At 51.9% G+C, this 26106-nt stretch carries 20 protein-coding genes; 12 read left to right on the top strand and 8 right to left on the bottom strand.

Annotation, left to right across the window (positions count from 1 at the left end; translation table 11 throughout):
* Positions 1–250 precede the first annotated feature (250 nt).
* From ABXT62_RS08405 to ABXT62_RS08425, 5 genes are read left to right on the top strand one after another with little or no spacing between them, the layout of a single operon-like run.
* Positions 251–733 carry an NUDIX hydrolase gene (locus ABXT62_RS08405; protein WP_415358150.1) on the top strand — a complete coding sequence of 161 codons (483 nt, stop codon included), beginning with the start codon at positions 251–253 and terminating at the stop codon, positions 731–733.
* Entirely contained in the window at positions 730–1830 is a 1101-nt protein-coding gene (mnmA, locus tag ABXT62_RS08410) for a tRNA 2-thiouridine(34) synthase MnmA (protein ID WP_415358151.1), read from the top strand. Before ABXT62_RS08405 ends, mnmA begins: the two co-directional genes overlap by 4 nt.
* Positions 1831–2475 carry a high frequency lysogenization protein HflD gene (gene hflD / locus ABXT62_RS08415; RefSeq protein ID WP_415358152.1) on the top strand — a complete coding sequence of 215 codons (645 nt, stop codon included), beginning with the start codon at positions 1831–1833 and terminating at the stop codon, positions 2473–2475.
* Positions 2476–2503: 28 nt separating this feature from the next.
* Complete coding sequence (gene purB / locus ABXT62_RS08420; protein WP_415358153.1) at positions 2504–3874, top strand: adenylosuccinate lyase; 1371 nt, start codon at positions 2504–2506, stop codon at positions 3872–3874.
* Between the two features lie 5 nt (positions 3875–3879).
* Positions 3880–5016, top strand: a complete 1137-nt coding sequence (locus tag ABXT62_RS08425) for a cupin domain-containing protein (protein WP_415358154.1) — start codon at positions 3880–3882, stop codon at positions 5014–5016.
* Positions 5017–5122: 106 nt separating this feature from the next.
* Here ABXT62_RS08425 and ABXT62_RS08430 read toward each other — a convergent pair whose 3' ends face one another.
* Positions 5123–5998, bottom strand: coding sequence for an HpcH/HpaI aldolase/citrate lyase family protein (locus ABXT62_RS08430; RefSeq protein ID WP_415358155.1), 876 nt, complete (start codon positions 5996–5998; stop codon positions 5123–5125).
* Between the two features lie 275 nt (positions 5999–6273).
* On the opposite strand from ABXT62_RS08430, the gene ABXT62_RS08435 reads away from it, so the two are divergent.
* Genes ABXT62_RS08435 through ABXT62_RS08455 form a run of 5 tightly spaced genes read left to right on the top strand, consistent with a single transcriptional unit; the run spans position 6274 to position 13224 of the window.
* Positions 6274–7953 (top strand): acyl-CoA dehydrogenase family protein, encoded by a 1680-nt coding sequence (locus ABXT62_RS08435; protein ID WP_415358156.1) that lies wholly within the window; start codon positions 6274–6276, stop codon positions 7951–7953.
* 11 nt (positions 7954–7964) lie between these two features.
* Positions 7965–9137, top strand: coding sequence for a MaoC family dehydratase (locus ABXT62_RS08440; protein WP_415358157.1), 1173 nt, complete (start codon positions 7965–7967; stop codon positions 9135–9137).
* 11 nt (positions 9138–9148) lie between these two features.
* Positions 9149–11149, top strand: coding sequence for a protein meaA (locus ABXT62_RS08445; RefSeq protein ID WP_415358158.1), 2001 nt, complete (start codon positions 9149–9151; stop codon positions 11147–11149).
* A gap of 8 nt (positions 11150–11157) precedes the next feature.
* Positions 11158–12135 (top strand): methylmalonyl Co-A mutase-associated GTPase MeaB, encoded by a 978-nt coding sequence (gene meaB / locus ABXT62_RS08450; RefSeq protein WP_415358159.1) that lies wholly within the window; start codon positions 11158–11160, stop codon positions 12133–12135.
* Positions 12136–12174: 39 nt separating this feature from the next.
* Positions 12175–13224: an HpcH/HpaI aldolase/citrate lyase family protein gene (locus ABXT62_RS08455; RefSeq protein WP_415354800.1), complete on the top strand. Its 1050-nt coding sequence runs from the start codon at positions 12175–12177 to the stop codon at positions 13222–13224.
* A 100-nt stretch (positions 13225–13324) separates the two neighbouring features.
* Here ABXT62_RS08455 and meaB (ABXT62_RS08460) read toward each other — a convergent pair whose 3' ends face one another.
* Positions 13325–14284, bottom strand: coding sequence for a methylmalonyl Co-A mutase-associated GTPase MeaB (meaB, locus tag ABXT62_RS08460; protein ID WP_415354801.1), 960 nt, complete (start codon positions 14282–14284; stop codon positions 13325–13327).
* Between the two features lie 321 nt (positions 14285–14605).
* On the opposite strand from meaB (ABXT62_RS08460), the gene ABXT62_RS08465 reads away from it, so the two are divergent.
* Positions 14606–15472 (top strand): MBL fold metallo-hydrolase, encoded by an 867-nt coding sequence (locus ABXT62_RS08465; protein WP_415354802.1) that lies wholly within the window; start codon positions 14606–14608, stop codon positions 15470–15472.
* A 29-nt stretch (positions 15473–15501) separates the two neighbouring features.
* On the opposite strand, the gene scpA is transcribed toward ABXT62_RS08465, so the two are convergent.
* The 4 genes from scpA to ABXT62_RS08485 are packed head-to-tail and all read right to left on the bottom strand — an operon-like array spanning position 15502 to position 22681.
* A complete protein-coding gene (scpA, locus tag ABXT62_RS08470) occupies positions 15502–17658 on the bottom strand; it encodes a methylmalonyl-CoA mutase (RefSeq protein ID WP_415354803.1) in 2157 nt (718 codons plus the stop codon).
* A 10-nt stretch (positions 17659–17668) separates the two neighbouring features.
* Positions 17669–18079 (bottom strand): methylmalonyl-CoA epimerase, encoded by a 411-nt coding sequence (gene mce / locus ABXT62_RS08475; RefSeq protein ID WP_415354804.1) that lies wholly within the window; start codon positions 18077–18079, stop codon positions 17669–17671.
* A 13-nt stretch (positions 18080–18092) separates the two neighbouring features.
* Positions 18093–20909 carry a biotin/lipoyl-containing protein gene (locus ABXT62_RS08480; protein WP_415354805.1) on the bottom strand — a complete coding sequence of 939 codons (2817 nt, stop codon included), beginning with the start codon at positions 20907–20909 and terminating at the stop codon, positions 18093–18095.
* Positions 20910–20947: 38 nt separating this feature from the next.
* Positions 20948–22681, bottom strand: a complete 1734-nt coding sequence (locus ABXT62_RS08485; RefSeq protein ID WP_415354807.1) for an acyl-CoA carboxylase subunit beta — start codon at positions 22679–22681, stop codon at positions 20948–20950.
* Positions 22682–23009: 328 nt separating this feature from the next.
* Here ABXT62_RS08485 and pabB point away from each other — a divergent pair, with 328 nt between their 5' ends.
* The gene (pabB, locus tag ABXT62_RS08490) at positions 23010–24380 is read left to right on the top strand and encodes an aminodeoxychorismate synthase component I (RefSeq protein WP_415354808.1); all 1371 of its coding nucleotides are present in this window, start codon (positions 23010–23012) and stop codon (positions 24378–24380) included.
* On the opposite strand, the gene thrH is transcribed toward pabB, so the two are convergent.
* Together thrH and cysB are read right to left on the bottom strand one after the other, a co-directional pair.
* On the bottom strand, positions 24369–24986 hold the full coding sequence (thrH, locus tag ABXT62_RS08495) for a bifunctional phosphoserine phosphatase/homoserine phosphotransferase ThrH (protein WP_415354809.1): 618 nt from the start codon (positions 24984–24986) through the stop codon (positions 24369–24371). The genes pabB and thrH overlap by 12 nt on opposite strands.
* Positions 24987–25090: 104 nt before the next feature.
* Entirely contained in the window at positions 25091–26065 is a 975-nt protein-coding gene (gene cysB, locus ABXT62_RS08500) for an HTH-type transcriptional regulator CysB (protein ID WP_415354810.1), read from the bottom strand.
* Positions 26066–26106 lie beyond the last annotated feature (41 nt).

A 26106-nucleotide genomic window follows, 5' to 3' on the forward strand; every position in this document is an offset into this window, starting at 1 on the left:
GCCGATGTTGCTGAGATCGCTCCCTAAATGCTACTAAATTCCTTTGGGATTCCACAACGTTTTCTCACCCGCGGTAATTGGACGATATAAGGCTTTTGAATCGGGTATCATCTGGTCATCAGCTTCAACGCACATTGGTTAAATTTTGTGCTGTAACAAGCTCACCAGTAGCTTATATAGGTGCGGCTTTGGGAACAAGACGAGTCACATTACACAGAACAGTATAGGAATTGGGAAGATCAGTAAGGTTATGGATGAATCATTTAAGACAGAATCGGGCACTGAAAAGTGGCCACCCCATATCACCGTCGCATGCGTCATCGAAAAAGAGGGTAAATACCTCATGGTGGAGGAGCGTGACAAAACCAGCGGAGAAATGGTGTTCAATCAACCTGCAGGCCATGTAGAGGCCGGGGAATCTCTCGCACAGGCTGCTCTTCGCGAAACACTGGAAGAAACCGGCTGGGACATTGAATTGATTGGCGTGTTAGGCGTCTCACTATATATAGCACCAACGAATGGCATTACATATCACCGCACCACGTTTTTGGCCACAGCCGTGCATCGCGCCAAAAATGCCATCTTGGATCCCGACATTCACGCGGTACACTGGTTCGACTACGAGGCAATCGTCGCTCGGTCTGCTAGAATGCGCAGTCCCCTAGCGCTGGCGGTGATAGACAGACAGCGCCAGGGCATTTGTTATCCTTTGGACCTGATTATCCATCCATGAAGAGTGTGAACTGTGCCAGCAAAGTCATCGTCGGTATGTCCGGCGGTGTCGACTCATCGGTCGCTGCCCTCCTGTTACTGGAGCAGGGCTATCGAGTGGAAGGCCTCTTTATGAAAAATTGGGAAGAGGACGACGGGACTGAATACTGCACAGCAAAGGAAGATTTTGCCGACGCACAGGCGGTGGCGGACAAACTGGGGATCACCTTGCACGGCGCCAATTTTGCCGCAGAATATTGGGATAATGTATTCGAATATTTTTTGGCTGAGTACAAAGCCGGCCGCACGCCCAACCCCGACATTTTGTGTAACCGTGAAATCAAGTTTAAAGCGTTTCTTGAATACGCTATGCAGCTTGAAGCCGATTATATTGCAACCGGGCACTATACGCGCCGCGGCGAATCAGACGGGAAAGGGACCCTGCTAAAGGGCCTGGATGCCAATAAAGACCAGAGCTATTTCCTACATTCAGTTGGCCATTCAGAATTGGAAAAAACACTGTTTCCAGTTGGAGAGATCGAAAAGCCAGCGGTGCGACGTCTGGCTCTGGAGCACGGACTCGCGACGGCAAAGAAAAAGGATTCAACCGGCATCTGTTTCATCGGTGAGCGACGTTTTAAAGACTTCCTTCAACAATATCTGCCTGCGCAGCCCGGAGAAATTCACAATCTTGACGGCAAAACACTGGGCGTTCATCAGGGCTTGATGTATCACACTATTGGACAGCGCCAGGGCCTGGGTATCGGCGGGCTCTCGCAACACAAAGAAGCACCTTGGTATGTGGTCGACAAAGATCTGGCGCGCAACGTCTTGCTGGTAGCCCAGGGTAACGATCACCCAGCGCTGTTCAAGTCCAGTTTAACTGTTACCGAGATTTATTGGGTATCAGAGGAGGCGCCTCCCCTGCCCTTATCATGCGCCGCCAAAGTACGTTATCGGCAAGCGGATCAGGCCTGCACGCTGTCTGGCTCTGCTCCGTGCGGCTACCGCGTGGATTTCGACAAACTCCAACGCGCCATCACGCCGGGGCAGTCCGTGGTATTTTACCAGAATGATCGTTGCCTAGGCGGCGGTGTCATTGCGCAAACAGGACCATAGATGAGCGATACTCCACTGTCTAATCTCGAGCAACAGACGATTGCCCTCGCTGGCGTGGCTCAGGCTGCGCGGCTGGTTGACCAGATTTCCAAAACGGGCAGCTATCCTCTGGATTTTCTCGAGTCTTCAATTCACAGCCTGTTTGTATTCTCGCCGGATAGCGCGGCCGATCTCTTTGGTGGTATCTCAGGCGTGAAATTGGGCCTACAGAACCTGAGCAGTCTTCTGGCCGACACCAAAGCGCAGGAAACCCACGATCTAGTTCGCTACGTATTTAGCTTGCTCTATCTTGAGCGCAAATTTGCCGCCAACACAGAGATGGTGTCTGTGGTGCGCTCGCGTCTTAATCACACCAGTTTTCGGGCAGAACATTTTTCCAATAACGTCAATGAACTGTGTCACAGTATTTCTGGCATCTATGAAGATACGTTGAGCAATCACAAATTTCGCATCAAGGTCTCGGGCAGCGCACAGCACCTGCAGGACCCCAAAAAGGCACAGATGATTCGCACTGTATTGTTAGCGGGAGTTCGCTCGGCCTTCCTGTGGCGCCAACTCGGCGGACACCGATGGGGGCTACTACTGTACCGTAAGAAACTATTACGCAGTGCCCAGAACCTGTCCCGTGGACTGGGCGTGGTGTAAGATGAATTTTTCATTGTTGGAGAACCGCATGAATCTGTCTGCACTCACCTCCGTCTCGCCTATCGACGGACGTTATGGCAACAAAACGGCGGCTCTGCGCGAGGTATTCAGTGAATATGGACTGATCAAGCGTCGAGTCTTAGTCGAAATACGCTGGCTACAGTGCCTGTCTACACACGACAGCATCACTGAGGTGCCTGCTCTTACTAGTGCGGCAAATCAGCACCTTGAACAGCTGTTGCACAATTTCGGCGAAGCAGATGCCTGTCGTATCAAGGACATTGAGGCGACGACTAATCATGACGTCAAGGCCGTTGAGTATTTTATCAAAGAAAAATTTCTTGGCAACACTGAACTCGAGTCAATTTCCGAGTTTGTGCACTTCGGCTGTACGTCGGAAGACATCAATAATCTGTCTCATGCGCTGATGCTGCGCGACGGTATCGCGCAGGTGCTGCTTCCGAATATGCTGGAAGTCACTGCCGCCCTCAGCGCCGTCGCCCACAGTGCAGCCGCGGTACCTATGCTTGCACGTACTCACGGTCAGACGGCCAGTCCCACGACTATGGGCAAAGAGTTTGCCAATGTGGTGGCACGTCTGCGGCGACAACTGAGTCAGCTGGAACAGGTACAGTACCTCGGCAAGATCAATGGTGCCGTAGGCAATTACAACGCGCCTCTGAGCGCCTATCCACAGGTCGACTGGCAGGCCAATGCCAAGTGCTTCGTAGAGAGCCTAGGGCTGACGTTCAATCCCTATACAACCCAGATTGAGCCGCACGACTACATGGCAGAATTGTTTGACAATATCGCACGTTTTAACACGATTCTTATCGATTTCAATCGAGACATCTGGGGCTATATTTCAATGGGATATTTCACCCAGAAAACGGTCGCCGGTGAAGTAGGCTCGTCCACGATGCCGCACAAGGTCAACCCTATCGATTTCGAAAATTCCGAGGGGAATCTGGGCCTAGGCAACGCAGTATTTAGTCATTTGGCCGCCAAATTACCCGTCAGTCGCTGGCAGAGAGATCTCACTGACAGTACTGTACTGCGCAATATGGGTGTCGGCTTCGGTTACAGTCTAATCGCCTATCAGGCCTGCATCAAAGGCATTGGCAAGCTGCGACTGAACGAGGCTCGCATGGCTCAGGACCTCAATGACAGCTGGGAGGTGCTAGCAGAACCGATACAAACCGTGATGCGTCGTTACGGGATCGAAAAGCCCTACGAGAAATTGAAGGAACTCACTCGCGGGCAAGACATGAGCCAGGAAGTGATTCAGGCTTTCGTGGAGACACTGGACTTACCTGAAGAAGCCCGAAAAAAATTACTAGCGCTTACGCCAGCAGACTATATCGGGAATGCTGTTGCTCAGGCCCAGGACATCGAGTAACTAAAGTGATTGCGTGTAACTGGAAACTGAATCTCGATCGGGACAAATTTTTAGCACAACACTGGCAGAGTAAGGCTTTGCTGATTCGCAACGCCATTAGCGAATTCAAACCGCCGGTGAGCAGTCATGAACTAGCAGGATTGGCGCTGGAGGAGCAAGTGGAATCGCGCCTTATTGAATGCCGCGATAATGCCTGGAACGTTCATCATGGTCCCTTTCACACCGACGACTTTGATCGCGACCTTCCCTGGACCTTATTGGTGCAGGCGGTTGATCACTATTTTCCCGACGTTGCAGCACTGCGCAAACTAATCGATTTTATTCCACAGTGGCGGGTAGATGATATTATGGTCAGCTATGCTGTAGAGGGCGGCAGTGTGGGCCCACACTATGACAACTATGACGTATTTCTGTTGCAGGGAAGCGGTGAACGATTATGGAAGTTGGGTCAATTTTGCGACGACACCACAGCACTACTACCGCACGATGAACTGCGCATTTTGGATGCTTTTGAGACGTCTGAAGAGCATTTGTTGCGCTGCGGAGATATTCTTTACGTGCCGCCTGGCACTGCGCACTGGGGCATAGCTCAATCTGAATGTACGACATTCTCCATCGGCTTTCGCGCTCCGAGAATCTCTGACATGGTGTCGCGCTGGGCAGACCAGCTGCTGGAGAAACTGGAGCCGGAGACCTTCTATCGTGATGCCAAGCGTGCACCGATGGCGCGTCCGGGCGAAATACATCAGCGTGATCTGGATCGGGCATTGGCTCAGCTGCAAGGGGCTTTAGACCAGGCCGATGGGAACCACTGGTTTGGTGAGCTAGTCACTGACCCCCATGAGACTCCCCTACAGGACGAGGACGACCTAGCCCAAGCCCATGCAGTATTAAAGGATGGCCCAAAAATAGTGGAGCTGCACCCGGCGGCCAAGCTTGCTTGGCAGCAGGACGCGAGGAATATTGTTGTCTTCGCCAACGGTGAATGCCAAAAATTCGATGAATCGGTGCTGCCGAGTCTGCTTATTTTGTGTGAGAGCTGGCGCCTGACAGCATCAGATATGAAAACCGCTCTCGCCGACACCGGCACTGTCGCATTACTGAACTATCTTGTGGACAGTGGGGTTATTGGTGTCGCATAGCAACTAGTTCAAGGGCATCCCCACCATTGAATGCGTGTCTGCGATCTTTTTGCTAAGACGCGGGATCTATTCTAGCGCCGGCAATACGCACTGTTCGGCGCAGGCGTCATCCGCTCAATTGCGCAATGGTCGCAGCCAGTGCGATTTGCCGCTTCGCTTCTTCAACGTGCAGGTTTTCAACGAGGCGACCGTTAACGACCACCACGCCCTTGCCTTGCGCCAGAGCTTCCTCGAAAGCCTTTATGATACCTTTAGCGGCCACAATTTCAGCCTCATCAGGGGCAAAGACCGTATTGGCCGCCGCAATCTGATTGGGATGAATCAGGCTTTTGCCATCAAAGCCCAAGTCCCGTCCCTGCTCACAGGAAGCGTGTAAGAGCTCGTCGTTTTCAAGATCGAGTTGAACCCCGTCGATAACGGTTAAACCATGCGCGCGCGCGGCGTAGACGCACAAATTAAGGGCGGCAATGAAACCTAGCCGGTCGGGTGTATGGCGCACGCGCGTATCCTTGGAAAGATCCGATGTTCCTAACACCATGCCACGAAGGCGAGGGTGGGCTGCGGCAATCTCTGCTATATTCAAGATGCACAAAGGTGTTTCTGCCATGATCCACATATCCACGGATTCAGGGCAACCTGCGCTCTCAAACGCAGCAATGGCATCGATAACATTCTTAGCAGAGTCAATCTTCGGAATCAAAACGGCATCCGGCGCAGTGGGAAACTCGCAGATCGCCTTGATATCCTGAGCCCCCCAGTCCGTTGATAAGGCATTGATACGCACGATCAATTCCCGGTGGCCATAGCCCCCCGTCTTTAGCGCGGCTGCAATCTGTTCCCGTGCCAGCGACTTAGCCTCGGGAGCGACTGAGTCCTCCATATCAAGTATCAGCCCATCAGCAAGAAGAGAGCGTGCCTTGTCAAGAGCACGCGGATTCGAACCTGGCATATACAGCAGCGAGCGACGGGGTCTGGTAGTCATGAGTTGATTCCTATGGAGAGTGTTGCGCGTGGTGTAAAGGCCGCTAAGGATACAGAAGCCCATAGCCTGTGGGCAAGCAAGCGTGCCGATTCTGATCCATTGCGGATTACCCACATATTATCTAGTGCATAAAAGACGCAAATATCATCTGACGGTTGTCTAACAGGGGGCAAAGCTCTAACATTAGTGGTTTAGAGCATTAAACTCCTATTGGCCTTCGTGGACTCAACGCAATTCCAGTAAATAACCTTTATTATCAATGAGTAACATTAATCATGTCTGACGCTTTTTCTGATCTTGAGCAACAGCTCCAGCAGGCTGGTGCCGCCCTGCAGGCAACGACACAGCTTATCGATACTGCGCTGTCGGCATTAAAGGTGCTAACCCTAGACGGAGAACGGGTTTCTCCTGCAAAACTGGATGAACACCAGTTGGCCTCATACGAGCTATCCCTAAGCTGGTCGGAATGCACCGCGGCTCGGTTTCTCACGGCGCATGCCCTGCAACTCGCCGCGCGTTCAGTGTCCGAGAATACACTGACAATACAACTGTCTAACCTGTTTTGTGCCGAGGCCATAACCAATACGGTCAACCGTTTGCGAGCACGCCCTGCAGACTACGGCGTGACACACGCAGATATTATCAGCGATCCGGTTGCAGAGGAGTTTCTATCGAAGCAGCTCGCAGCGAAAAATATTGCAGCGATTGGCCAGGCCATATTAGATCGAGATGGCGATCTAGGACCGGATCTCCTCAGCGAATATCACACCATTATGCGCGATACTTTCCGTCGCTTTTCCGACGATGTCGTTGCACCGCTTGCTGAGTCCATTCACCGCGAAGATCTTATCATTCCCGACGCTATTCTGGAGCCGCTAAAAGAAATGGGTATGTTCGGCTTGTCTATCCCAGCCAAATATGGAGGCCTGCAGGAGGACGATAAAGAAGACACGCTCGGTATGATTGTGGTCACCGAGGAATTATCTCGCGGCTCAATTGGTGCCGCTGGCAGCCTTATTACGCGACCGGAAATTCTTGCGCGCGCGCTACTCAAGGGCGGCACCGAAGAACAGAAGCAATACTGGTTGCCGCAGCTAGCCGTCGGAGACCCTCTGTGCGCCGTTGCGGTTACGGAGCCCAACTACGGCTCTGACGTGGCAGGCGTGCGCCTCAAAGCGACTGCGACCGAGGGCGGTTGGTTGTTGAATGGCGCCAAGACCTGGTGTACTTTCGGGGGCAAGGCTGGATTGCTGCTGGTCCTTGCACGGACTAACCCTGATATGACTCTCGGACATCGTGGTCTGTCTATGTTTCTGGTGGAGAAGCCTTCGAGCGATGACCACCACTTTGAGGTCTCACCTGAGACGGGCGGCAAACTGACCGGGCGCGCCATTGCGACTATCGGCTACCGAGGCATGCACTCCTTCGAACTTTTTTTCGATGATCTCTATGTTCCCGAGCAGAATATGCTGGGAGGCGCTGACGGTGAGGGAAAGGGCTTTTATTACGCAATGGCAGGATTTTCCGGAGGGCGCATACAAACAGCAGCCCGCGCTGTGGGTGTTATGCGTGCCGCGTTCGAAAAATCTATCTCCTACTCGAAAGACCGTATTGTGTTTGGCAAGTCGATCGCACAATATCAACTCACTCAGGTTAAACTAGCGCGTATGGCCTCACTGGTACTTGCGTGTCGTCAGATTACCTACGAGGTTGCACATTTGATGGATTCCGGTGCGGGTGACATGGAAGCCAGCGCAGCCAAGTTGTTCGCAGGCAGGGCTGCCGAGTGGCTGACACGAGAAGCCTTACAGATTCACGGCGGTATGGGCTATGCTGAGGAGACTCCCGTCAGTCGTTATTTTGCCGACGCTCGTGTTTTGTCTATTTTTGAAGGTGCAGAAGAAACACTGGCTCTGAAAGTGATCGGAAGATCGCTGGTGGAAAACGCAGACTGAGGGGTTCGAGCATGAGTGTTTCTTTTACGCTGACATCTCAGGCGGAAATTTCCTGCGATGTGCCGATCGACCTAGAAAAAACGCGTCAGCCACAGTACGGCCGCTACCTTGATGAACTCGAGCCAGGCCAAGTCTTTGAACACCCACGCGGCTTTACTTTTACGACCACTAACATGCTGGAGTTTGCCCGCACTTTTATGCAGGCTAATCCGCTGTACCTCAACAGCCAGTATGCTCGCGAGGTAGGATTTCCAGACCTGCTGGCCAGCCCACAGATGGTATTCAATGTCACTCTATCGTTGGGCGTCCAAAATGATTCAGAAAAAGCCATCGCTAACCTAGGATACTATCAGGTCCAATTTCTCAGACCAGTCTACCCGGGCGATACCTTGCGCGCGTTTACCAAAGTATTGGAAAGAAAAGACCGTGGGCCGGATAAACCTGGCATTACACTGATTCGTACCGTTGGGGTTAATCAAAATGACGCTGTGGTGCTGCAATATGATCGTAAGATTATGGTTGGGTGGCGCGGTGATCGCCTGCCTACGACACCTGCGCCGAAGGTTGCTGTCGAATTTCCCGGTGATCGATCAGGGTTGGTGGAGCTGCCATTAACCGGCGGTAAAGTCGCTCCGGGACTCACCGGGCCAAACACCTACTTTGAAGATTTTGCGCCTGGGGATATCATTGTGCATGCCAATGGCCGCACTATTACAGAAGAGCACATGGCATTGACCTATGCCGTTGGCAACAGTCACCCGCTGCATTTTGATCGCATTTTCTCCAGTGCCTTATCTGGAAAAATGAGCGGCGAACCTATCGTTTATGGTGGGCTTGTATTTGCCTGGCTTGAGGGGTTAGCCAGTCGAGATGTTAGTGAGCATGCCGTATGGGAGCTGGGTTTTACTGAAGGCTATCACACACAGCCTGCTTTCGCAGGCGACACGATTGGAGCCCTGTCCCGTATCCTCGCCGTGGAGGATATTCCGGGGGTAGCTGCCTATGGCCTGGTCACCCTGCAATTGATTGGTGTTAAAAATATTTCCGCCGCAGACGCACTTAAAAAGCACGGCGCAGACCTCTTTTTGAAGGAGGATGCAAAACGCACTCTCGGCAAAGAAAAGATTACCGATAAAATTTTTGAAATCGAGCGCCGCCTCTTAGTTATGCGTCGCTCCTGCTGAGGACTGTTATCGTGAGCCAGGACACTGTAAAACGGGACCGACCTTGGTTGATGCGAACCTACTCAGGACATTCTTCGGCGCAAGCTTCCAATGCACTGTATCGCACCAATCTCAGTCGAGGGCAGACTGGACTTTCGGTGGCCTTTGATCTGCCGACTCAGACGGGTTATGACTCCGACCATCCATTGGCGCGGGGGGAAGTGGGAAAAGTAGGCGTGCCCATAAATCATATCGGCGATATGGAGGCCCTGTTTGATCAGATACCGTTAGATCAAATGAACACCTCCATGACAATTAATGCGACTGCACCGTGGCTGCTTGCTCTGTATGTTGCTGTGGCGGAGCGCCAAGGTGTTGATCCGTCTACGCTAGAGGGCACCACTCAAAACGATGTCCTCAAGGAATACCTGTCTCGGGGCACTTACATTTACCCGCCAGTACCCTCTGTGCGTCTCACGACTGATCTAATTGCCTACACCGTAGAAAATATCCCGAAGTGGAACCCCACTAACGTCTGCAGTTACCACTTGCAGGAGGCAGGAGCTACACCGACGCAAGAGCTGGCCTATGCCTTGTCTACAGCAATCGCAATTCTGGATGCAGTAAAAGACTCCGGACAAGTCTCAGAGGAGCGTTTCCATGATGTTGTTGGTCGCATTTCCTTTTTCGTCAATGCTGGCATTCGGTTTGTTGAAGAGACCTGTAAATTACGGGCGTTCGGTCGCATGTGGGAAGAACTAACGCAACAACGCTATGGCGTCGACAACCCGAAACAGCGTCGTTTCCGTTATGGGGTGCAGGTTAACTCGCTTGGCCTAACGGAGTCTCAGCCGGAAAATAATGTTCAGCGCATTGTGCTGGAAATGTTGGCGGTGACCCTCTCCAAGAGCTCACGAGCCAGAGCGATACAATTGCCGGCCTGGAACGAGGCTTTGGGCCTACCCCGCCCGTGGGACCAACAGTGGGCCCTGCGGATGCAACAGGTGCTCGCATTGGAAACAGACTTACTTGAATATGGAGATTTATTCGAGGGCTCTCATGTGGTGGAGACTAAGGTGCAGGAGTTGATCGCCGGTGCGAAAGAGGAGATGGCACGCGTGGAGGCTCAAGGCGGCATGGTGGCATGCATTGAGACAGGTTACGTAAAGAGCGAACTGGTGCAGAGCCACACCCGTCGCATGCGCAATATCGAAAGTGGCGAGTTGCAAATCATAGGCGTCAATTGCTTCCAAGAGACGGCTGAATCGCCGCTCACGGCTGGCGACGAATCTGGCATCATGAAAGTGGACAAAAAGGCAGAGGAGGAACAGATAGCTTCGCTGCGATCTTTTCGTTCGAATCGCGAGCATAGCAAAGTAGAGCAGGCCTTACAGTTGCTGCGCGCAGCAGCCACTGATGGCAGTAATATCATGCCGCCGTCAATAGAGTGCGCCCGCGCTGGTGTGACTACGGGCGAATGGAGTGAAGTATTGCGTGAGGTGTTCGGTGAATATCGCGCACCCACAGGCATTGATATTGCACCGTTAAGTGAGAGCGCATCTGAGGCGCTCATTGTCGTGCGCGAGCGCGTGCGCAAGACGGGCAAAGAGCTGGGGCGCCCCCTGCGGTTATTGATTGGCAAACCCGGGCTTGATGGGCACAGCAATGGCGCAGAACAGATCGCGGTCAAGGCACGCGACGCGGGGTTTGAAATTGTTTACGAGGGTATTCGTCTCACTCCGTCACAAATCGCGCGTGCTGCGCAGGAAGAAGGTGTGCATTTGATCGGGCTCTCCATTCTATCCGGAAGCCATATGGAATTGATCGACGATATTTTTATCGAGCTCAAGAAAATTGGCGCACCGGATATTCCTGTCGTCATCGGCGGCATCATTCCCGAAAAAGACGCAAAACATCTATTGCAAAACGGGCTAAAAGCCGTCTTTACGCCGAAGGACATGGATATGAACAGTATCATGGATGCCATGGTGACCATTATTCGTAAGGCTCATGGCCTGGATCTCTCGGCCTGAGTGCCCGCATGCAGCAATCTGATTATAAAACCTCTGTGGATCTCGCCGCTGCTGTTAGCAAGGGTGATAGACCAGCATTGGCGGCAGCCTTAAACTTACTGGATGACCAGCGAGCATCCGCCCGCAGTAAAGCAGCAGAGTTGCTCGCCCAACTGCAGCTCAACCAAGAGTTTCCAGATAAACACCTCATTGGCATCACAGGTCCACCGGGTGCAGGAAAATCGACCTTGTGTGCAGCCTTGATTTCAGTGTGGCGAAAGCGCGGCTTACGCGTTGGTGTACTGGCAGTTGATCCTTCGAGCCCAATCAGCGGCGGCGCATTGCTTGGCGACAGACTGCGAATGCAAACGAGCTATGAAGATGACGGTGTCTTCGTTCGTTCGTTATCCAGCCGGGGCCAGTTCGGCGGTCTAAGTGCTGAGGTCTGGCCCATGAGCGTCGTCATGCTGGCAGGTTTCGATATTGTGCTGATTGAGACAGTAGGCGTTGGCCAGCGGGAGGCGGATATCGCCCGTCTGTGCGATACCACCTGCTATGTAGCGCAGCCGGGCTCTGGTGACAGCGTACAGTTTTTGAAAGCCGGCATTCTGGAAGTACCGCATATTCTGGTGGTTAACAAGGAAGATATGGGGAATGTTGCTCGTCGCACACTGGCAGAGTTGAAAGCGGCACTTAACCGAGAACATCCTGATGGCGACTGGGAAGTGCCGGTGTTAGCCACCAGTGCCACCAAACATGCGGGAATTGAAGCACTAGCAGACGTTATCCATCAACACCATAATGCGCTTAAAGCACAACAAAAGTTGGTGTCACGGCGCCGTCGCTATCAGAGCTATTGGATACACAAGCGCTTGCAGGAAGAGTTCGGTAGCTTTGGCATCGAGCAGCTCGGCGGCGAACAGCTGTTGTTAACGCAGCTCGAAGAAAATGAGCTGGACCTATTGCAGCACTACGAGTCACTTCGAGCTCGCTTGAACAAGATTTAATTCGGCACCTAATATTTAATAACCCCATTGGAGTTAACCATGCGTAGTCCCCGTGATTTTTTTAGTCCTCTAGCGCTTGGTGCGCCGTTGCCACTGCGAGACATACCTGTTCGGCCCTCGCGCATGATTCATTTCTTTGATCCCAGTAATCCGCGCATGGTGGAGAAGGCCCCGGGCATCGCAAAAAAAGTTGATATTCTCTTGGGCAACCTTGAGGACGCGATCGCAATCGAAAACAAAGAAGCGGCACGTGATGGCTTTATCAACATAGCACGTGACAATGACTTTGGTGATACCCAACTGTGGACGCGTATCAATAGCCTCGATAGCCCTTGGTTCCTTGACGACATCACACGCATCGTGACCGAGGTGGGCGACAAAGTCGACGTTATCATGCTGCCAAAAATTCAGGGGGCTTGGGACATCCACTTTGCCGATCAGTTGCTCGCACAGCTCGAAGCGAGGGCCGGACTGAAAAAACCTATTCAACTCCACTGTTTACTGGAAACTGCCCTCGGTGTAGCCAACGTTGAAGAAATCGCCAATGCCAGCCCACGCATTCAGGGTATGAGCCTGGGACCTGCCGACCTGGCTGCGTCGAGGCGCATGAAAACGACACGAATTGGTGGGGGTCACCCCGGTTATCTAGTACGTGATGATCCCGATCCAGAAAATCCACAAGCCGCTCGGGGCACTCACCAGCAAGATCTGTGGCATTACACTCTGGGTCGCATGGTGGACGCTTGCGTCAGCGTGGGCGCCCTGCCCTTTTACGGCCCTTTCGGTGCTATTGACGATCCACTGGCCTGTGAGGACCAGTTCCGCAACGCCTTTCTCATGGGATGCGTTGGCGCTTGGTCTCTGCACCCCAACCAGATAGAGATCGCAAGGAACGTGTTCAGTCCACCTGCTGATGAGGTCGCCTGGGCAAGACGGGTACTGGAAGCATTGCCCGATGGAAGTGGCGCAGTGATGGTGGACGGCAAGATGCAGGACGATGCGTCCTGGAAGCAGTGCAAAGTGATGGTTGATCTAGCGCGCTTGATCGCAGAGAAGGATCCGGACCTTAAGAAGTCGTACGGCTTTTAATTATTTGCCGTGATGAGCCCCAAAAAGCTTGAGGGCTGCGCTGCACATGCCGATTGATTAGCCCTGAAAACAGGGGTGTTGCACGGAGCACTAGATGCCCCTAAAACTGCTCCATAAGTTGACGGACAGCGGCAAACGCTGTGATTTCTTGGCGCTGCACTGCCTGTTCAAGTGCCGGGAGCAGCGCCTTAACCTTCACGTTGCGAGACAGCTTCATTAGCAACATTTCGTTCAGCAGCTGATGCATCCAGTCTAAGTTTTGTTGAATCCGCTTGCTGGAAAATGCCTCGAGCTCCAAAGACTCGAAATAGTAATCTACAATCATGTCCCACACGGTATCAATGTTGGTGGGCGTCAACGCGGAACAAGTGAGCACTCTGGGTGTCCAGAAACTGTTATGGCGCAGTAAGCTCATGGCACTGGCGTATTGACGCTGCGTCATCGTCGCCAAGGTTTCACTGGGCCCATCTGCTTTATTGATGACAAGCGCGTCTGCCAGCTCCATAATGCCTTTCTTGATACCCTGCAGCTCATCGCCGCCACCGGGCAGCATCAGCACCATAAAGAAATCGACCATTGCGGAAACCTGATACTCGGACTGCCCTACACCAACGGTCTCAACTAAAATGACATCGTAGCCAGCAGCTTCACACAGCAGCATGGTTTCCCGAGTTTTTTGCGCAACGCCGCCCAGTGCGCCGGACGCAGGTGTGGGCCGAATGAAGGCTTCCTCCATCCTTGACAAGTCTTCCATACGCGTTTTGTCGCCGAGGATAGATCCTCCCGCAATAGGTGAACTTGGGTCAACTGCGAGCACGGCAACGCGCTTACCCTGCCCTATCAGATATAGGCCAAAGGCTTCAATAAAAGTAGATTTCCCCACGCCAGGTACACCGGTAATACCGATGCGAATACTTTTGCCACTGTGTGGCAGTACGTGCTCTAGGATGGCTTGAGCCTGCTCCCGATGCGAGTCGAGCGTGCTCTCCACCAGGGTTATCGCCTTAGCCAAAGCACGACGGTTACCCTTTAGGAGGCGCTGTAGATTGAATGTCGTCATCAGCTCTGTGGATACATTTTTGTTGTCGCGTTAGTGTCCTGTTGTGGCCAGTATAGCTGGAATTAGGGCTATTCCCCTCATATTTATCACAGCGCAACACGGAAATCTTCTGGGCGCGCAGCGGCGCTTCACTGGACAGCAAGAGCATGTCAGTGCACCTAGGGATATCCTTGACCGCCTTTTAACTATTTGACATGCTCATACTGAGACATCTCTAGTTGAGTTTAAGCGTAGCAGGTTTCTCTTTCATAGAATCAGGTCAATGAGCGCCACTGTGGCTTATTCCAAATAGCAGATGACAATTACTGTAGGTTAGACGTCATGTTGAGAATCACGCTTTTTGTAATCAGTTTTTTTTGTTTTCCTTTGATCGCTCAGGCGAGCAGCGTGACGCTACAAATCCTTGGCTCAGGTGGACCAAATGACATTTCTGGTCGCGCTTCCAGTGGTTACTTAATTTGGATAGATGAAGAGTCAAAAATCATGATTGATGCTGGCAGTGGCACGTCTTTACGCTTTGGCGAGGCTGGGGCGAGCATGTCAGATCTAGCATTTATTGGCATTAGTCATTTGCACACGGATCATTCTATTGACCTATTTAGCCTCATAAAGCGCGGATATTTCTCTAAGCGTGATACGCCTCTGACGATAGCTGGCCCGTCAGGCAATGACCATTATGTGGGCTTTAGTACTTTTGTAGACAACTTTTTGAACTCTTATGATTATTTAAATTATTACGAAATCGACATAAAAACAATAGATGCAAGCTTGCCCGGAAAAGCTCAACCTGTTTGGTCTGAGGGTGAAATAAAAGTGTATTCTTTTGCTGTAGAGCATGCCGATACGCCAACACTCGCGTACAGGATTGTTACTCCCAAAGGCGATATAGTGTTTATGAGCGATAATAATGCAACAGCTGCAGGAATGGATGAATTTATCAAAGATGCGAATATTTTAGTAATGCATTTCCCGATTAATGAACAAGAAGAAGAAAGTGGCCAACTATTTTGGCATGCAAGTCCGAGTAAAATAGGGCAAGTTGCACAAAAAGCTCAGCCTAAATTACTCGTGTTAAGCCATTTTATGGACTTAAGTCTGAATGACAAATCCAACAGCTTAAATAAGGTTGAGGCGTCGTATAAAGGGCCCATTATTTTAGCAAATGATTTAGTGAAGATTTCGCTGTAGTTTCATCTAATGATAGTCTCGCTACTGCTTCAGCCTTGCGCGTCCTTCACTGCCTCAAGAACCTCACGGGCACACTGCGGAATCGGTGTTCCCGGCCCAAAAATACACTTCACACCGGAATTATAAAGAAAGTCATAATCCTGTTTGGGGATAACGCCACCCGCAATAACCACAATCTCACTTGCGCCCTGCTTCTTAAGCTCCTCGACCAACAATGGCACCAGCGTTTTGTGACCCGCTGCAAGAGAAGAGACACCCACAACATGTACGTCGTTTTCAATGGCCTGACGTGCCACTTCCTCGGGCGTTGAAAACATCGGTGACAAATCGATGTCGAACCCAACATCGGCAAAGGCTGTTGCGACGACTTTGGCGCCGCGATCGTGGCCATCTTGGCCCATTTTGCACACCAACATACGCGGCCGGCGGCCGTATTGTTCAACGAAAGCATCGATGTCCTTACTGATACCCTGCCAATTTTCGTCTTCCTGGAATGCGGCTCCATAGACCCCCGAGACGGTCTGAGCGGTTGCCTTAAAGCGTCCAAATTCACGTTCCATAGCGAAAGATATCTCCCCTACTGTCGCGCGTCGTCGAGTGGCCTCAATGGCCAGAGCCAAAAGATTGCCTTCTCCACTGACCGCACACTGATAAATATCATCCAGTATGGCCTCAACCGCAGCGTCATCACGGCTGCTTCGAATAGTGGCCAATCGAGCTAATTGAGCATCGCGGACGGCATCGTTATCAATGTTGAGAATCTCAATGTCGTCTTGTTCACCAAGCTTGTATTTATTGACTCCCACGATAACATCTTCACCGCGGTCAATGCGCGCCTGCTTTTTGGCGGCGGCTTCTTCAATACGCATCTTCGGCATACCCGTCTCAATGGCCTTGGCCATGCCGCCTGCCGCTTCTACCTCTTCGATCAGCTCCCATGCCTTGTCGGCAATATCCTGGGTCAGACTCTCCATCATATAAGAGCCGCCCCAAGGGTCGATCACCTTCGTGATGCCCGTTTCCTCCTGGATGATAAGTTGTGTGTTTCGGGCAACACGGGAAGAGAATTCAGTAGGCAATGCGATCGCCTCATCCAGTGCGTTTGTGTGTAGTGACTGAGTTCCCCCAAACACCGCCGCCATCGCTTCAATCGTGGTGCGCACGACATTATTGTAAGGGTCTTGTTCCGTTAGAGACCATCCGGATGTCTGGCTGTGTGTGCGCAGCATAGAACTTTTAGGATTCTGAGGATTGAATTCAGACACAATCCGGGTCCAGAGCAGACGCGCTGCTCGCATTTTGGCAATCTCCATATAGAAGTTCATGCCTACGCCCCAGAAGAAGGACAAGCGCGGCGCAAATTCGTCGATACCGAGTCCTGCAGCGATCGCTGTGCGGATATATTCTTTGCCGTCAGCGAGGGTGTACGCCAGCTCCAATGCGGCGTTAGCGCCCGCCTCCTGAATATGATAGCCGGAGATGGAAATTGTGTTGAACCGTGGCATATTGGAAGAGCAATAAGCGATGATGTCACCGATTATTTTCATGCTGGGCGTAGGCGGATAAATATAGGTATTGCGTACCATGAACTCTTTAAGAATATCATTTTGTATGGTGCCGGCCAATTGCGCCTGTTCTACACCCTGCTCCTCTGCCGCCACAATGTATCCTGCCAAAATTGGAAGCACCGCACCGTTCATGGTCATAGAGACCGATACCTTGTCTAGCGGGATGCCGTTGAACAGGATTTTCATATCCTCAACAGAGTCGATGGCAACACCAGCCTTGCCGACATCCCCCGCGACACGCGGATGATCTGAGTCATAGCCTCTATGGGTAGCGAGGTCAAAGGCAACGGAAACCCCTTGTCCGCCCGCTGCCAGTGCCTTGCGATAAAATGCGTTAGACTCTTCAGCGGTTGAGAAACCAGCGTATTGCCGGATGGTCCAAGGCCGACCGGCATACATGGTGGCCTGTGGACCGCGCACATACGGAGACATGCCGGGCATCGTATCGGTGTACTCAAGTGAAGCGACATCAGCCGCTGTGTAAAGCGGTTTCACAGCAATATCTTCTGCCGTGTGCCAGACCAGGTCTTCCGGGCTCTGGCCTTTTGATTGTTTGGTAGCCAGCACATTCCAATTTTCTGGTGTAGAGTCAGCTTTGTCGTAAATTTCTTCGCTCATGCGCTAATCCTCAATGCCCCTCGGCCGGCTGGCTGATCTCGATCAGTACGCCGTCACAACTCTTGGGATGTATAAAAATGACTCTCGCTCCGTGCGCTCCCGGCGTCGGCGCATCCGCGAGAAACTGATAGCCCTTTTCGCGCAGTCTTGCTACGTCTGCATCGATGTCGTCAGAGCGGAAACACAGATGGTGTAAACCACCGCCCTTTTTCTCCAAATAAGTCTTCACCGGACCTTCATCATTAAGGGGGTGGACCAACTCGATACTTGTAGGGGGCAAAGGCAAAAAAGCGGCGGTCGTTTTAGCCTCCAATACGTCTTCTGTGCCGCCTAGTGGGAGCCCAAAATCCGTGACGAAACGCTGTATAGCTTTTTCCAGATCAGGCACGGCGATGGCGATATGGTCTAGGGCTGTAATCATGTTCGGTCCTCTTCTAAAGGTGTTGCAGGAAATTGTTGGTGGCGGCTAAACGTTGAGCTGCGACGTCCTCGGCGGATACCTCAACGGCAATTTCATCGGGAATGATTTTGAAAATGGTCTGTCCCTTGCTAATGATGCTGCCATCGGTTTCAACCAAAACTTTTGCAATAGTGCCAGAAAACGGTGCATAGACCTTATTGAACATTTTCATGACTTCGACTATAAATAAAGGGTCTCCGGCATTGAAATGATCGCCCTCACTGATATAAACATCGTGTGCCGGTGTTTCGCGCGAGTAGAACATGCCGCCGCTCTCAGAGAGAATTTCATCTGAACTAGCCACTGGCGGCGGAACCAATACCTTTGCCATTGTCGCCTGCAGTTTTTCCTCTGCAAGTCGCTCCGGAATATGAATACTTAGATCGAGATTGACTGTGAGGTCATAAAAACCTGTTGCCTCTGCGATACTGGGCAGTAAGGCAATAATATCAGTGCCAGCCTGAAATCCTCGATGAGAATTGCGCACGCGATGCCAGAGGTCGGCATCCAGCCCCTTGGGTGGATCATTACTGTCAAGAATTGAACACAACTCCAACCAGTCTTCAGAGCCTACACGCGCATTGAGTTCAGCGTAAAATGAAAGCGCGCTTTGTAAGATCGCATTGTCGTGATCCCATATCATGACAGCTGCGGGAGGACTATCCCCGCAGACATAGTCCATATTTAGAAAGTGATAAGTGTCGTTAAGCAGTTCGAGAGGATTTTCGTTCCAACAGATTTTCCCCTCAATTACCGTATAGCAATCTCGGTTCACACTGAGCCAGCCACTGAGCATATGTGGCTCTTGAAGCAGCTCCGTCAGCGGCCGCAGCAACAACGACTCCTTGCGCTGCAACGTCTCCGCTAGAGCCGTGTGAGCGTCCCCCTCAGCCTCCCCTAGCGTCGCACGGCAAATGTGCTTATAGGCATACTGGATATCCAGATCATTGGCGCGCTGTTTAAGCTCACCGACAGCTGTTAGATAAGGGACGATAAACCGCGTCGTAGGGCGGGCATTGATATTCTGCCCGATAAACCAATTCACTAAGCCGTAGTGAAATTCAAGATTAGTGGCCAGATCCTTGCCACGCATCCGAGTCTGGCGAATGGTTTCTGCCATTCTTTCGTAAGTCTCGAGTCGAGTGTCCCCCACGGTCAGCAACAGAGCGATGTTTGAGTCGTAGGCACCCGCGAGTGTGTACTTCATGAACACATCAGTATCAGGGTTGTGCAAGCTGATGCCCTGATCATCGCGAATCTCGCCCTCAATGGCGTCACTCCAGGACTCAATCACGCCTCCAGCGTGGGGCTGCAAAGCCTGATTGGTTGCGTTAAGCCTTGCCTCGACACTGTCGTTCATCCTTGTGATACGCTCTGGTCGGGGCAGCTTCTTCGCGTGAGCTGCGATCAAAATCATGGCTTCCACTAGCGACTCGACAACAAAATATTCTTCTGCATTATCCGGATTACTGAACTTAAGCGAATAACACAATTCCGTCACGCGGTGCTCAACTTGGATGCGAGTATTCATTTCCATGAAAAAATGTTTGTCGCGGTCTACTATGCATTCAAAGGTTGACACGGAGTCGAGCCCGACAGCTTCTCCAAACACCTCGGCCTCTCTCTCCATTGCCGTCAACGTTGCTAGATCCTGCTTTAGCACTTGAGTCTCTTGCGCTTGCCCACTCGCCTCTGACTGCTCGATGGCTCTTTTTAATGACTCAACGGTCACCGAGACTTCCAATAGTTTCTGCTCATGCATCTGCAAGGAGCAATCACGACCGCCCATGGACATGCACCATTGGCCATTGCCAATCACCTGTATTTCTTGGTGGCGCGTGGTCTCGATGTTCAGCTCAACTAAAACGTTCTTGTTGTCGCCAACCCCGGTGGTCTTAACCTCGTTGAGAATTTCTCTGACCAACTCTGCAGTGCGTGCGGACTCGCCGACACCAAGAATGCGCTGCCCCTTGCCGCCGCCGCCACCGATTGCTTTTAATCGTACCCGGTTGCTTGGATAATCGGCGGTCATCGTGCCGACAGCTTCGGTCAGAGTCACGCACAGTTCATCCACCGTATAAAGATCAATGCCGCTTTTATAAGAGGCGCCAAGCACGAGGTCTGCCTTATCTTCCAAGCTGACAGATGTGTCAGACAAAATGGCGGCGTCGACCGCCAGCTTGTGTTCTGCCACAAGCGCTTGCAAGGCCTTCACGTCAGGGTGTTTTTTAAGCAGCGTCAGCGCTGTGCCATTGTCGATGCCGGGCGTGACAGAAACACCGCATTTAAGAGCAGTTCGTTTGGCCTCATCTTTCAGGCCGGCGTCGTGCACAGTCCGCGAACAGGGGCCGATGAACGTGAGTCCCGCCTCCTCCATGGCCGCCACCATCGCTTCGTCTTCAGCCATGAAACCGTAACCTGCAAAAATAGCGTTGTAGTTATTATCGCGGGCAATATTGATAATCTGCTTGATACGCTGCTCGCGTTCCCCCTTGTCAGCGCCACTGTAATCAGGCACGCGATGAATTCGATCCGGGTGAGTCAGCGAACGTAACTCGGGTGCGATGGCATTCCGATAGACGATAGAGTCCTTCTCTGATAACAATATACCGAAATGCGTGATACCCATCTCGACAAAAACGTCCATCGCTTCCTTGCGGATAGGGCCGCGACAAATAATAAGTGGCCGGATGTCAGTGCAGCCAAATTGTTTTGCCCATGCAGTGGGCATATTGCCCAGCCTGCGATCGCGATGGACAAGCGGGTTACTCAGGTAAAATTCGTTGGACACGCCGGTTTTCCTCTAAAGTCGTATTGCCGTGGACCGGCCTAGTGAAACTCGCGCTGCACATCTTGCAGCGGCTGTGCCTGGTAGCGGCGCAAATAAAATGCCATGTTCTCGGCCAGTACCTGACGCAAATCTGACGGCATCACAATTTGGGAAATTGATCCGAGACTCAAAGCTTCATTCGGATTCATCAACTCTCTAGTATAACGTTCCGCTAGCTGAACCTCCTCAGATTTCACCCAGTCGTCGACCAGCTGCTGCGCCGCTTGTTTTGCCTGATCTTCAGACAGCCCAGCTTTCATTTGGGCTTGGGTCTCGGCTTGCAACTTGCCGGAGATCGACCCGCGCATTTTACGCAATTCATCCTTGTAAACATACTCTACTCCTGCCGGCCCCATTACGGCCACGCGGGTAGTCGGTAGGGCTATGACGAAATCGGCACCTACAGGGAAACTGTTAAAGGCGGCATAGGCGCCCCCAAAGGCATTGCGCACCAACACCAAAAATCGTGGAGTACGCAGGTCCACGATGGCATCAAGAAGCGCTCGCCCGGCTTGAATAATGCCGCCACTTTCTTGATCCTTGCCAGGCAAAAAGCCCGTGGTATCTTCGAGAAAAATAACGGGAATATTGTAAAGGTTGCAAAAGCGGATAAAGCGCGCGTTTTTATAAGCCGCGTCAATATCGATTTGTCCCGATGAAACAGCAGAGTTATTGGCGACAAAGCCAATGACATTCCCGCCCATGCGCCCCAGAGCAGTGACTGTATTTCGGGCACGGTCAGGCTGAACTTCAAGGAAGTCACCGTGGTCACACAATTGTTGAATCAAAATTGTAATATCGATAGGCGTATTAAAGCCCGTGGGCGAATTGAAGGCTTTCTTCAATAAAATCTCGATATCCCAGGTCTTGCGATTGATCGGGTCAGAGCTAGCCTGATACGGTGCAAGCTCGCCGTTATAGCTTGGCAAGTAGTTCAACAGAGATCGCACTTTGCGCAGAGCAGCCACTTCATCCTTGACCACAAAATCTGTAACCCCGGTCTTACTGTGAACGCCGGGGCCACCTAACTCATCCGGCGTAACATCTTCGCCCAGCACTGACTTGACAACCCCTGGACCTGTCAAGCCAAAGAAAGTTTCGTTGGGCTGAATCAGGAAGCTGCCCTGACGCGGCAGGTATGAGCCGCCGCCGGCATTAAACCCAAACATGCACATGATGCTGGGCACAATGCCACTGATACGACGCAGCGCAGCAAACGCTTCTGCATACCCGTCGAGTCCACCCACACCAGCCGGAATAAATGCACCCGCACTGTCATTGATCCCTACCACGGGAATTCTCTGTTTCGCTGCCAGCTGAAACAGGCGGGCCAGTTTAGCGCCGTTGGTCGCATCCATTGAACCCGCTCGAACGGTAAAGTCATGCCCGTAAAGTGCCACATCGCGACCGTTCACCTTGATGATTGCGGTGACAAGCGAGGCACCATCGAGATTGGGACCCCAGTTCTGGTACAACACGGTTGGCGTTTCATCGCTGAGATAACGGATGCGTTCCCAGATAGTCATACGATTTTTCTGGTGCTGGCGCTGAATATTCTTGACGCCTGCAATCTGACGCGGGCGTTGCTGCAGCTCCCAGCCGGATTTAAGGGCATCCTCGTACAGACCGGGCTCGGACACTAACTGGCCGGGGACCCCGAAATCCTTCTCCTCATGCTCCGCAAAGGGATTATCCAGCGATGCGATTAAGGTATTGCTGTTCTCGTTCGTCATATGTCTTGATCCAAAGGTTTTCCCGAAGGACGATGGAAGGTCCGCATAACTCGCCCGAGGTGAGCATGCTGGTTGCAAGTCGTGGCAGTCGGGATTAGGATGCAAACCTGCCAAATTTGGGGGGTCTTACAGTAATTTGCCAGCCAGAAAAAGTCAATTCAGCTTGCGACCACATTCTTAGTCTTTTCAGCGCAGATGCTAGTTTTTTCGCTGCAGATCAAGACTTTGAACTGTTGTTCGATCGTTGCGCAGGTCGTAAAATCCCAACAACAATGCAGCGCAAGTTCGGCGCCTAGGAAAATGTCATGATCAATGCTGGGACACCGAGATGAGCAAGTCGGTCCATCTCGAGGAAATCCGCTATTTTCAAGATAGCTGCGAGCTGTTTGAAAGGATTGTAGATTTACCGCGTGCGGCATTTTTAGACAGCAGCTTCCCCCATGCCAGCTCGGGTCGTTACGACATTCTCACTGCGCAGCCCCGGAACACCGCGATTCCCTGTCTTCCGCCGCGCGCGACCCAGCAGCAGTGCCAAGCCTTTTTTACCGAAATGGATCTGTTTCACAAAGAACACTACGACGGGATTCAACCCGTTTCGCCGGACATTCCTTTTTGCGGCGGTATTCTGGGCTATCTGGGGTATGAGTTCGGAAAAGCTTTACACAATATTCAACCAGGGATGGACGCGAGCACGTTTCCCGCCGCACAGCTGTGCGCCTATGACTGGTGCATCGTCCAAGATCACCTGTTAAAGCGCGCCGCCCTCGTAACACAGCCGAGAGTAGGTATCGCGGAGCGCAGTGATATTCAGGCAAGGCTGCGTCAAGCCCCTACTCGTTCCAGTAAAGACTTCAGGTTAGGCAAGGCTTTCTCTTCAAATTTCAGCGCTGACCAATACCGGGAAGCGTTCGACACAATACAGGCTTATATCCAGGCTGGAGATTGTTATCAGGTTAACTTGGCCCAGTGCTTCCTCGCCGACTATAGCGGCGATCCCTGGCAGGCGTATCGTAAGCTGCGCACTGTAGCTGCCACCCCTTTCTCTGCGTACCTAGCTCTAGAAAACGATGCTGCCTTAATGTGTCTTTCGCCAGAGCGATTTCTATCGCTGCACGGCCACCGTGTCGAGACCTCTCCTATCAAGGGTACTCGACCGCGACATGGCAACAAACAATCTGATGACCTGGCGCGAAAGGAATTGCGTAGCTCGGAAAAAGATCGGGCTGAAAACCTTATGATTGTAGACCTATTGCGCAATGACCTCGGACGCAGCTGTGTGCCAGGCAGTATTCATGTCGATCGACTTTTCGACGTGCAAAGTTTCTCTACAGTACATCATATGATCAGTACTATTACTGGCGAGTTGCAGTCTAATCGAAATGCGTGGGACCTCCTTAGTGAAAGCTTTCCTGGCGGCTCTATTACCGGTGCGCCCAAACGACGGGCCATGGAAATTATTGCCGAACTCGAAACACGGGAACGTCTGGTCTACTGCGGGTCGGTGCTCTACATCAGTGCAGATGGCCGCATGGACAGCAACATCGCTATCCGCAGCTTGTTATGTGATCAGGGTGAAGTGCGCTGCTGGGGGGGCGGCGGTATTGTGGCCGATTCCAACTGGCAGCAGGAGTATCAAGAAACCTATGATAAAGTTGGGGCCTTTCTAAACACTCTAGAAAAAACCCTTTCAGATCGTTAATGGACGATCACTCGCGTCCACAAAAGCAAGCTTCAGCTCACTCAGCGTCCCTACTGATTTAAACTGTGGAAATTCATCGACCACATTTTGCGGCGCATGAATCAGAAAGCCCACATCAGCTTCAGCCAGCATGGTGGTGTCGTTGTAGGAATCACCCGCAGCCAATACACGATAGTTTAGGCTGTGTAACGCTTTTACCGACGCTCGCTTTGGGTCTTCCTGACGCAATTTGTAATCCACTACGCGGCCGGAGTCATCTGTAATCAGCCGGTGGCACAATAGAGTCGGCCAGTGTAGCTGTCGCATTAAGGGTTGCGAAAATTCATAGAAAGTATCAGACAGAATAATCACCTGAAAACGCTCGCGCAGCCAGTCAACAAAATCAATGGCTCCTGGCAAGGGCTCCAGTGTCGCAATGACCTCCTGAATGTCGTCAATCTTTAAACCATGCTGGTCGAGCAGGGCAAGTCGCTGCTTCATCAGCACATTGTAATCGGGTATATCCCGTGTCGTGGCACGCAGTTCTTTTATACCGGTACGTTCGGAAAAAGCTATCCATATTTCGGGTACGAGCACCCCTTCTAGGTCAAGACAGGCGAGTTCCAAGTGTTCATCTCCTATGAAGTTAAAGGGGGGCTTTGCGCGGCATAGTCTAAACATTGAGGGATAGTCGACACAAGCCCCCTGCCCTATATTTATCGAGTCGGCGGTCAGTAAACAGGCAGCTCCATATCCAAGAACAACTCTGCCAGTTCCGGTTTAGTATGACACCCGAAAGCTTCTCCCACCAAATCGCGAGATAGATGCGGAGCAAAGTCTTGAATAAACGTATACATATAACCGCGCAGAAACGTGTCCCGGCGACAACCAATTTGGGTGATACTGCTGGCGAACAGGTGGCTGGCGTCGAGCGCAACCAAGTCGGAATCGATAGACGCATCGTAAGCCATCCCTGCGATAATGCCGATACCAAGCCCAAGGCGGACGTAGGTTTTTATCACATCGGCATCTGTCGCAGTGAATACCACCTTTGGCACTAGCCCCTGAGCGACAAAAGCATCGTCAAGCTTGGAGCGCCCGGTAAAACCGAACACATAGGTCACGATGGGGTGTGCGGCAACATCTTCGAGGGTTAGCCTAGATAATTGTGTCAAGGGATGATCTTTGGGGACGAGGATGCAACGGTTCCAGCGATAACAGGGCATCATAATGAGATTGGAAAAATGGTCCAACGCTTCTGTGGCAATGGCAAAATCTGTTGTTCCATCGGAAGCCATTTCGGAAATCTGTACAGGGGTCCCCTGATGCATGTGCAGAGAGACGTCAGGGTAATGCTGAATAAAGCGCTTGATGACCGGCGGCAGCGCATAGCGGGCTTGGGTATGGGTGGTGGCAATGGAAAGGCTGCCCTTCTTTTCTTCAGCAAACTCCTCCGCTACCTGACGAATACTTTTGACCTTAAATAGCACCTCTTCAGCCGCCTTCAGTATAGCCTCCCCGGCCGGCGTGACATGCGTAAGATGCTTGCCGCTGCGGGCGAAGATCTCGACACCTAACTCATCTTCCAGTAGGCGAATCTGCTTACTCATGCCCGGTTGTGATGTGTACAAGCGCTGAGCCGTCGCCGAGACATTAAGATCGTGGTGTGCCACTTCCCAGATATAACGCAATTGCTGCAGCTTCATGCCAACCTCCAGGTGAACGAAGGCAATCCGGTGACCGCCTC

The organism is Halioglobus sp. Uisw_031, assembly GCF_047729875.1.
Lineage (GTDB): Bacteria > Pseudomonadota > Gammaproteobacteria > Pseudomonadales > Halieaceae > Marimicrobium.

Excerpts from the sequence above, each read along its gene's own strand:
- ABXT62_RS08465 (WP_415354802.1), top strand. The coding sequence starts at position 14,606 with ATGTTGAGAATCACGCTTTTTGTAATCAGTTTTTTTTGTTTTCCTTTG.
- purB (WP_415358153.1), top strand. The coding sequence starts at position 2,504 with ATGAATCTGTCTGCACTCACCTCCGTCTCGCCTATCGACGGACGTTAT.
- ABXT62_RS08405 (WP_415358150.1), top strand. The coding sequence starts at position 251 with ATGGATGAATCATTTAAGACAGAATCGGGCACTGAAAAGTGGCCACCC.
- mce (WP_415354804.1), bottom strand. The coding sequence starts at position 18,079 with ATGATTACAGCCCTAGACCATATCGCCATCGCCGTGCCTGATCTGGAA.
- hflD (WP_415358152.1), top strand. The coding sequence starts at position 1,831 with ATGAGCGATACTCCACTGTCTAATCTCGAGCAACAGACGATTGCCCTC.
- ABXT62_RS08435 (WP_415358156.1), top strand. The coding sequence starts at position 6,274 with ATGTCTGACGCTTTTTCTGATCTTGAGCAACAGCTCCAGCAGGCTGGT.
- ABXT62_RS08455 (WP_415354800.1), top strand. The coding sequence starts at position 12,175 with ATGCGTAGTCCCCGTGATTTTTTTAGTCCTCTAGCGCTTGGTGCGCCG.
- pabB (WP_415354808.1), top strand. The coding sequence starts at position 23,010 with ATGAGCAAGTCGGTCCATCTCGAGGAAATCCGCTATTTTCAAGATAGC.
- mnmA (WP_415358151.1), top strand. The coding sequence starts at position 730 with ATGAAGAGTGTGAACTGTGCCAGCAAAGTCATCGTCGGTATGTCCGGC.
- meaB (WP_415358159.1), top strand. The coding sequence starts at position 11,158 with ATGCAGCAATCTGATTATAAAACCTCTGTGGATCTCGCCGCTGCTGTT.
- ABXT62_RS08440 (WP_415358157.1), top strand. The coding sequence starts at position 7,965 with ATGAGTGTTTCTTTTACGCTGACATCTCAGGCGGAAATTTCCTGCGAT.
- meaB (WP_415354801.1), bottom strand. The coding sequence starts at position 14,284 with ATGACGACATTCAATCTACAGCGCCTCCTAAAGGGTAACCGTCGTGCT.
- ABXT62_RS08430 (WP_415358155.1), bottom strand. The coding sequence starts at position 5,998 with ATGACTACCAGACCCCGTCGCTCGCTGCTGTATATGCCAGGTTCGAAT.
- cysB (WP_415354810.1), bottom strand. The coding sequence starts at position 26,065 with ATGAAGCTGCAGCAATTGCGTTATATCTGGGAAGTGGCACACCACGAT.
- scpA (WP_415354803.1), bottom strand. The coding sequence starts at position 17,658 with ATGAGCGAAGAAATTTACGACAAAGCTGACTCTACACCAGAAAATTGG.
- ABXT62_RS08485 (WP_415354807.1), bottom strand. The coding sequence starts at position 22,681 with ATGACGAACGAGAACAGCAATACCTTAATCGCATCGCTGGATAATCCC.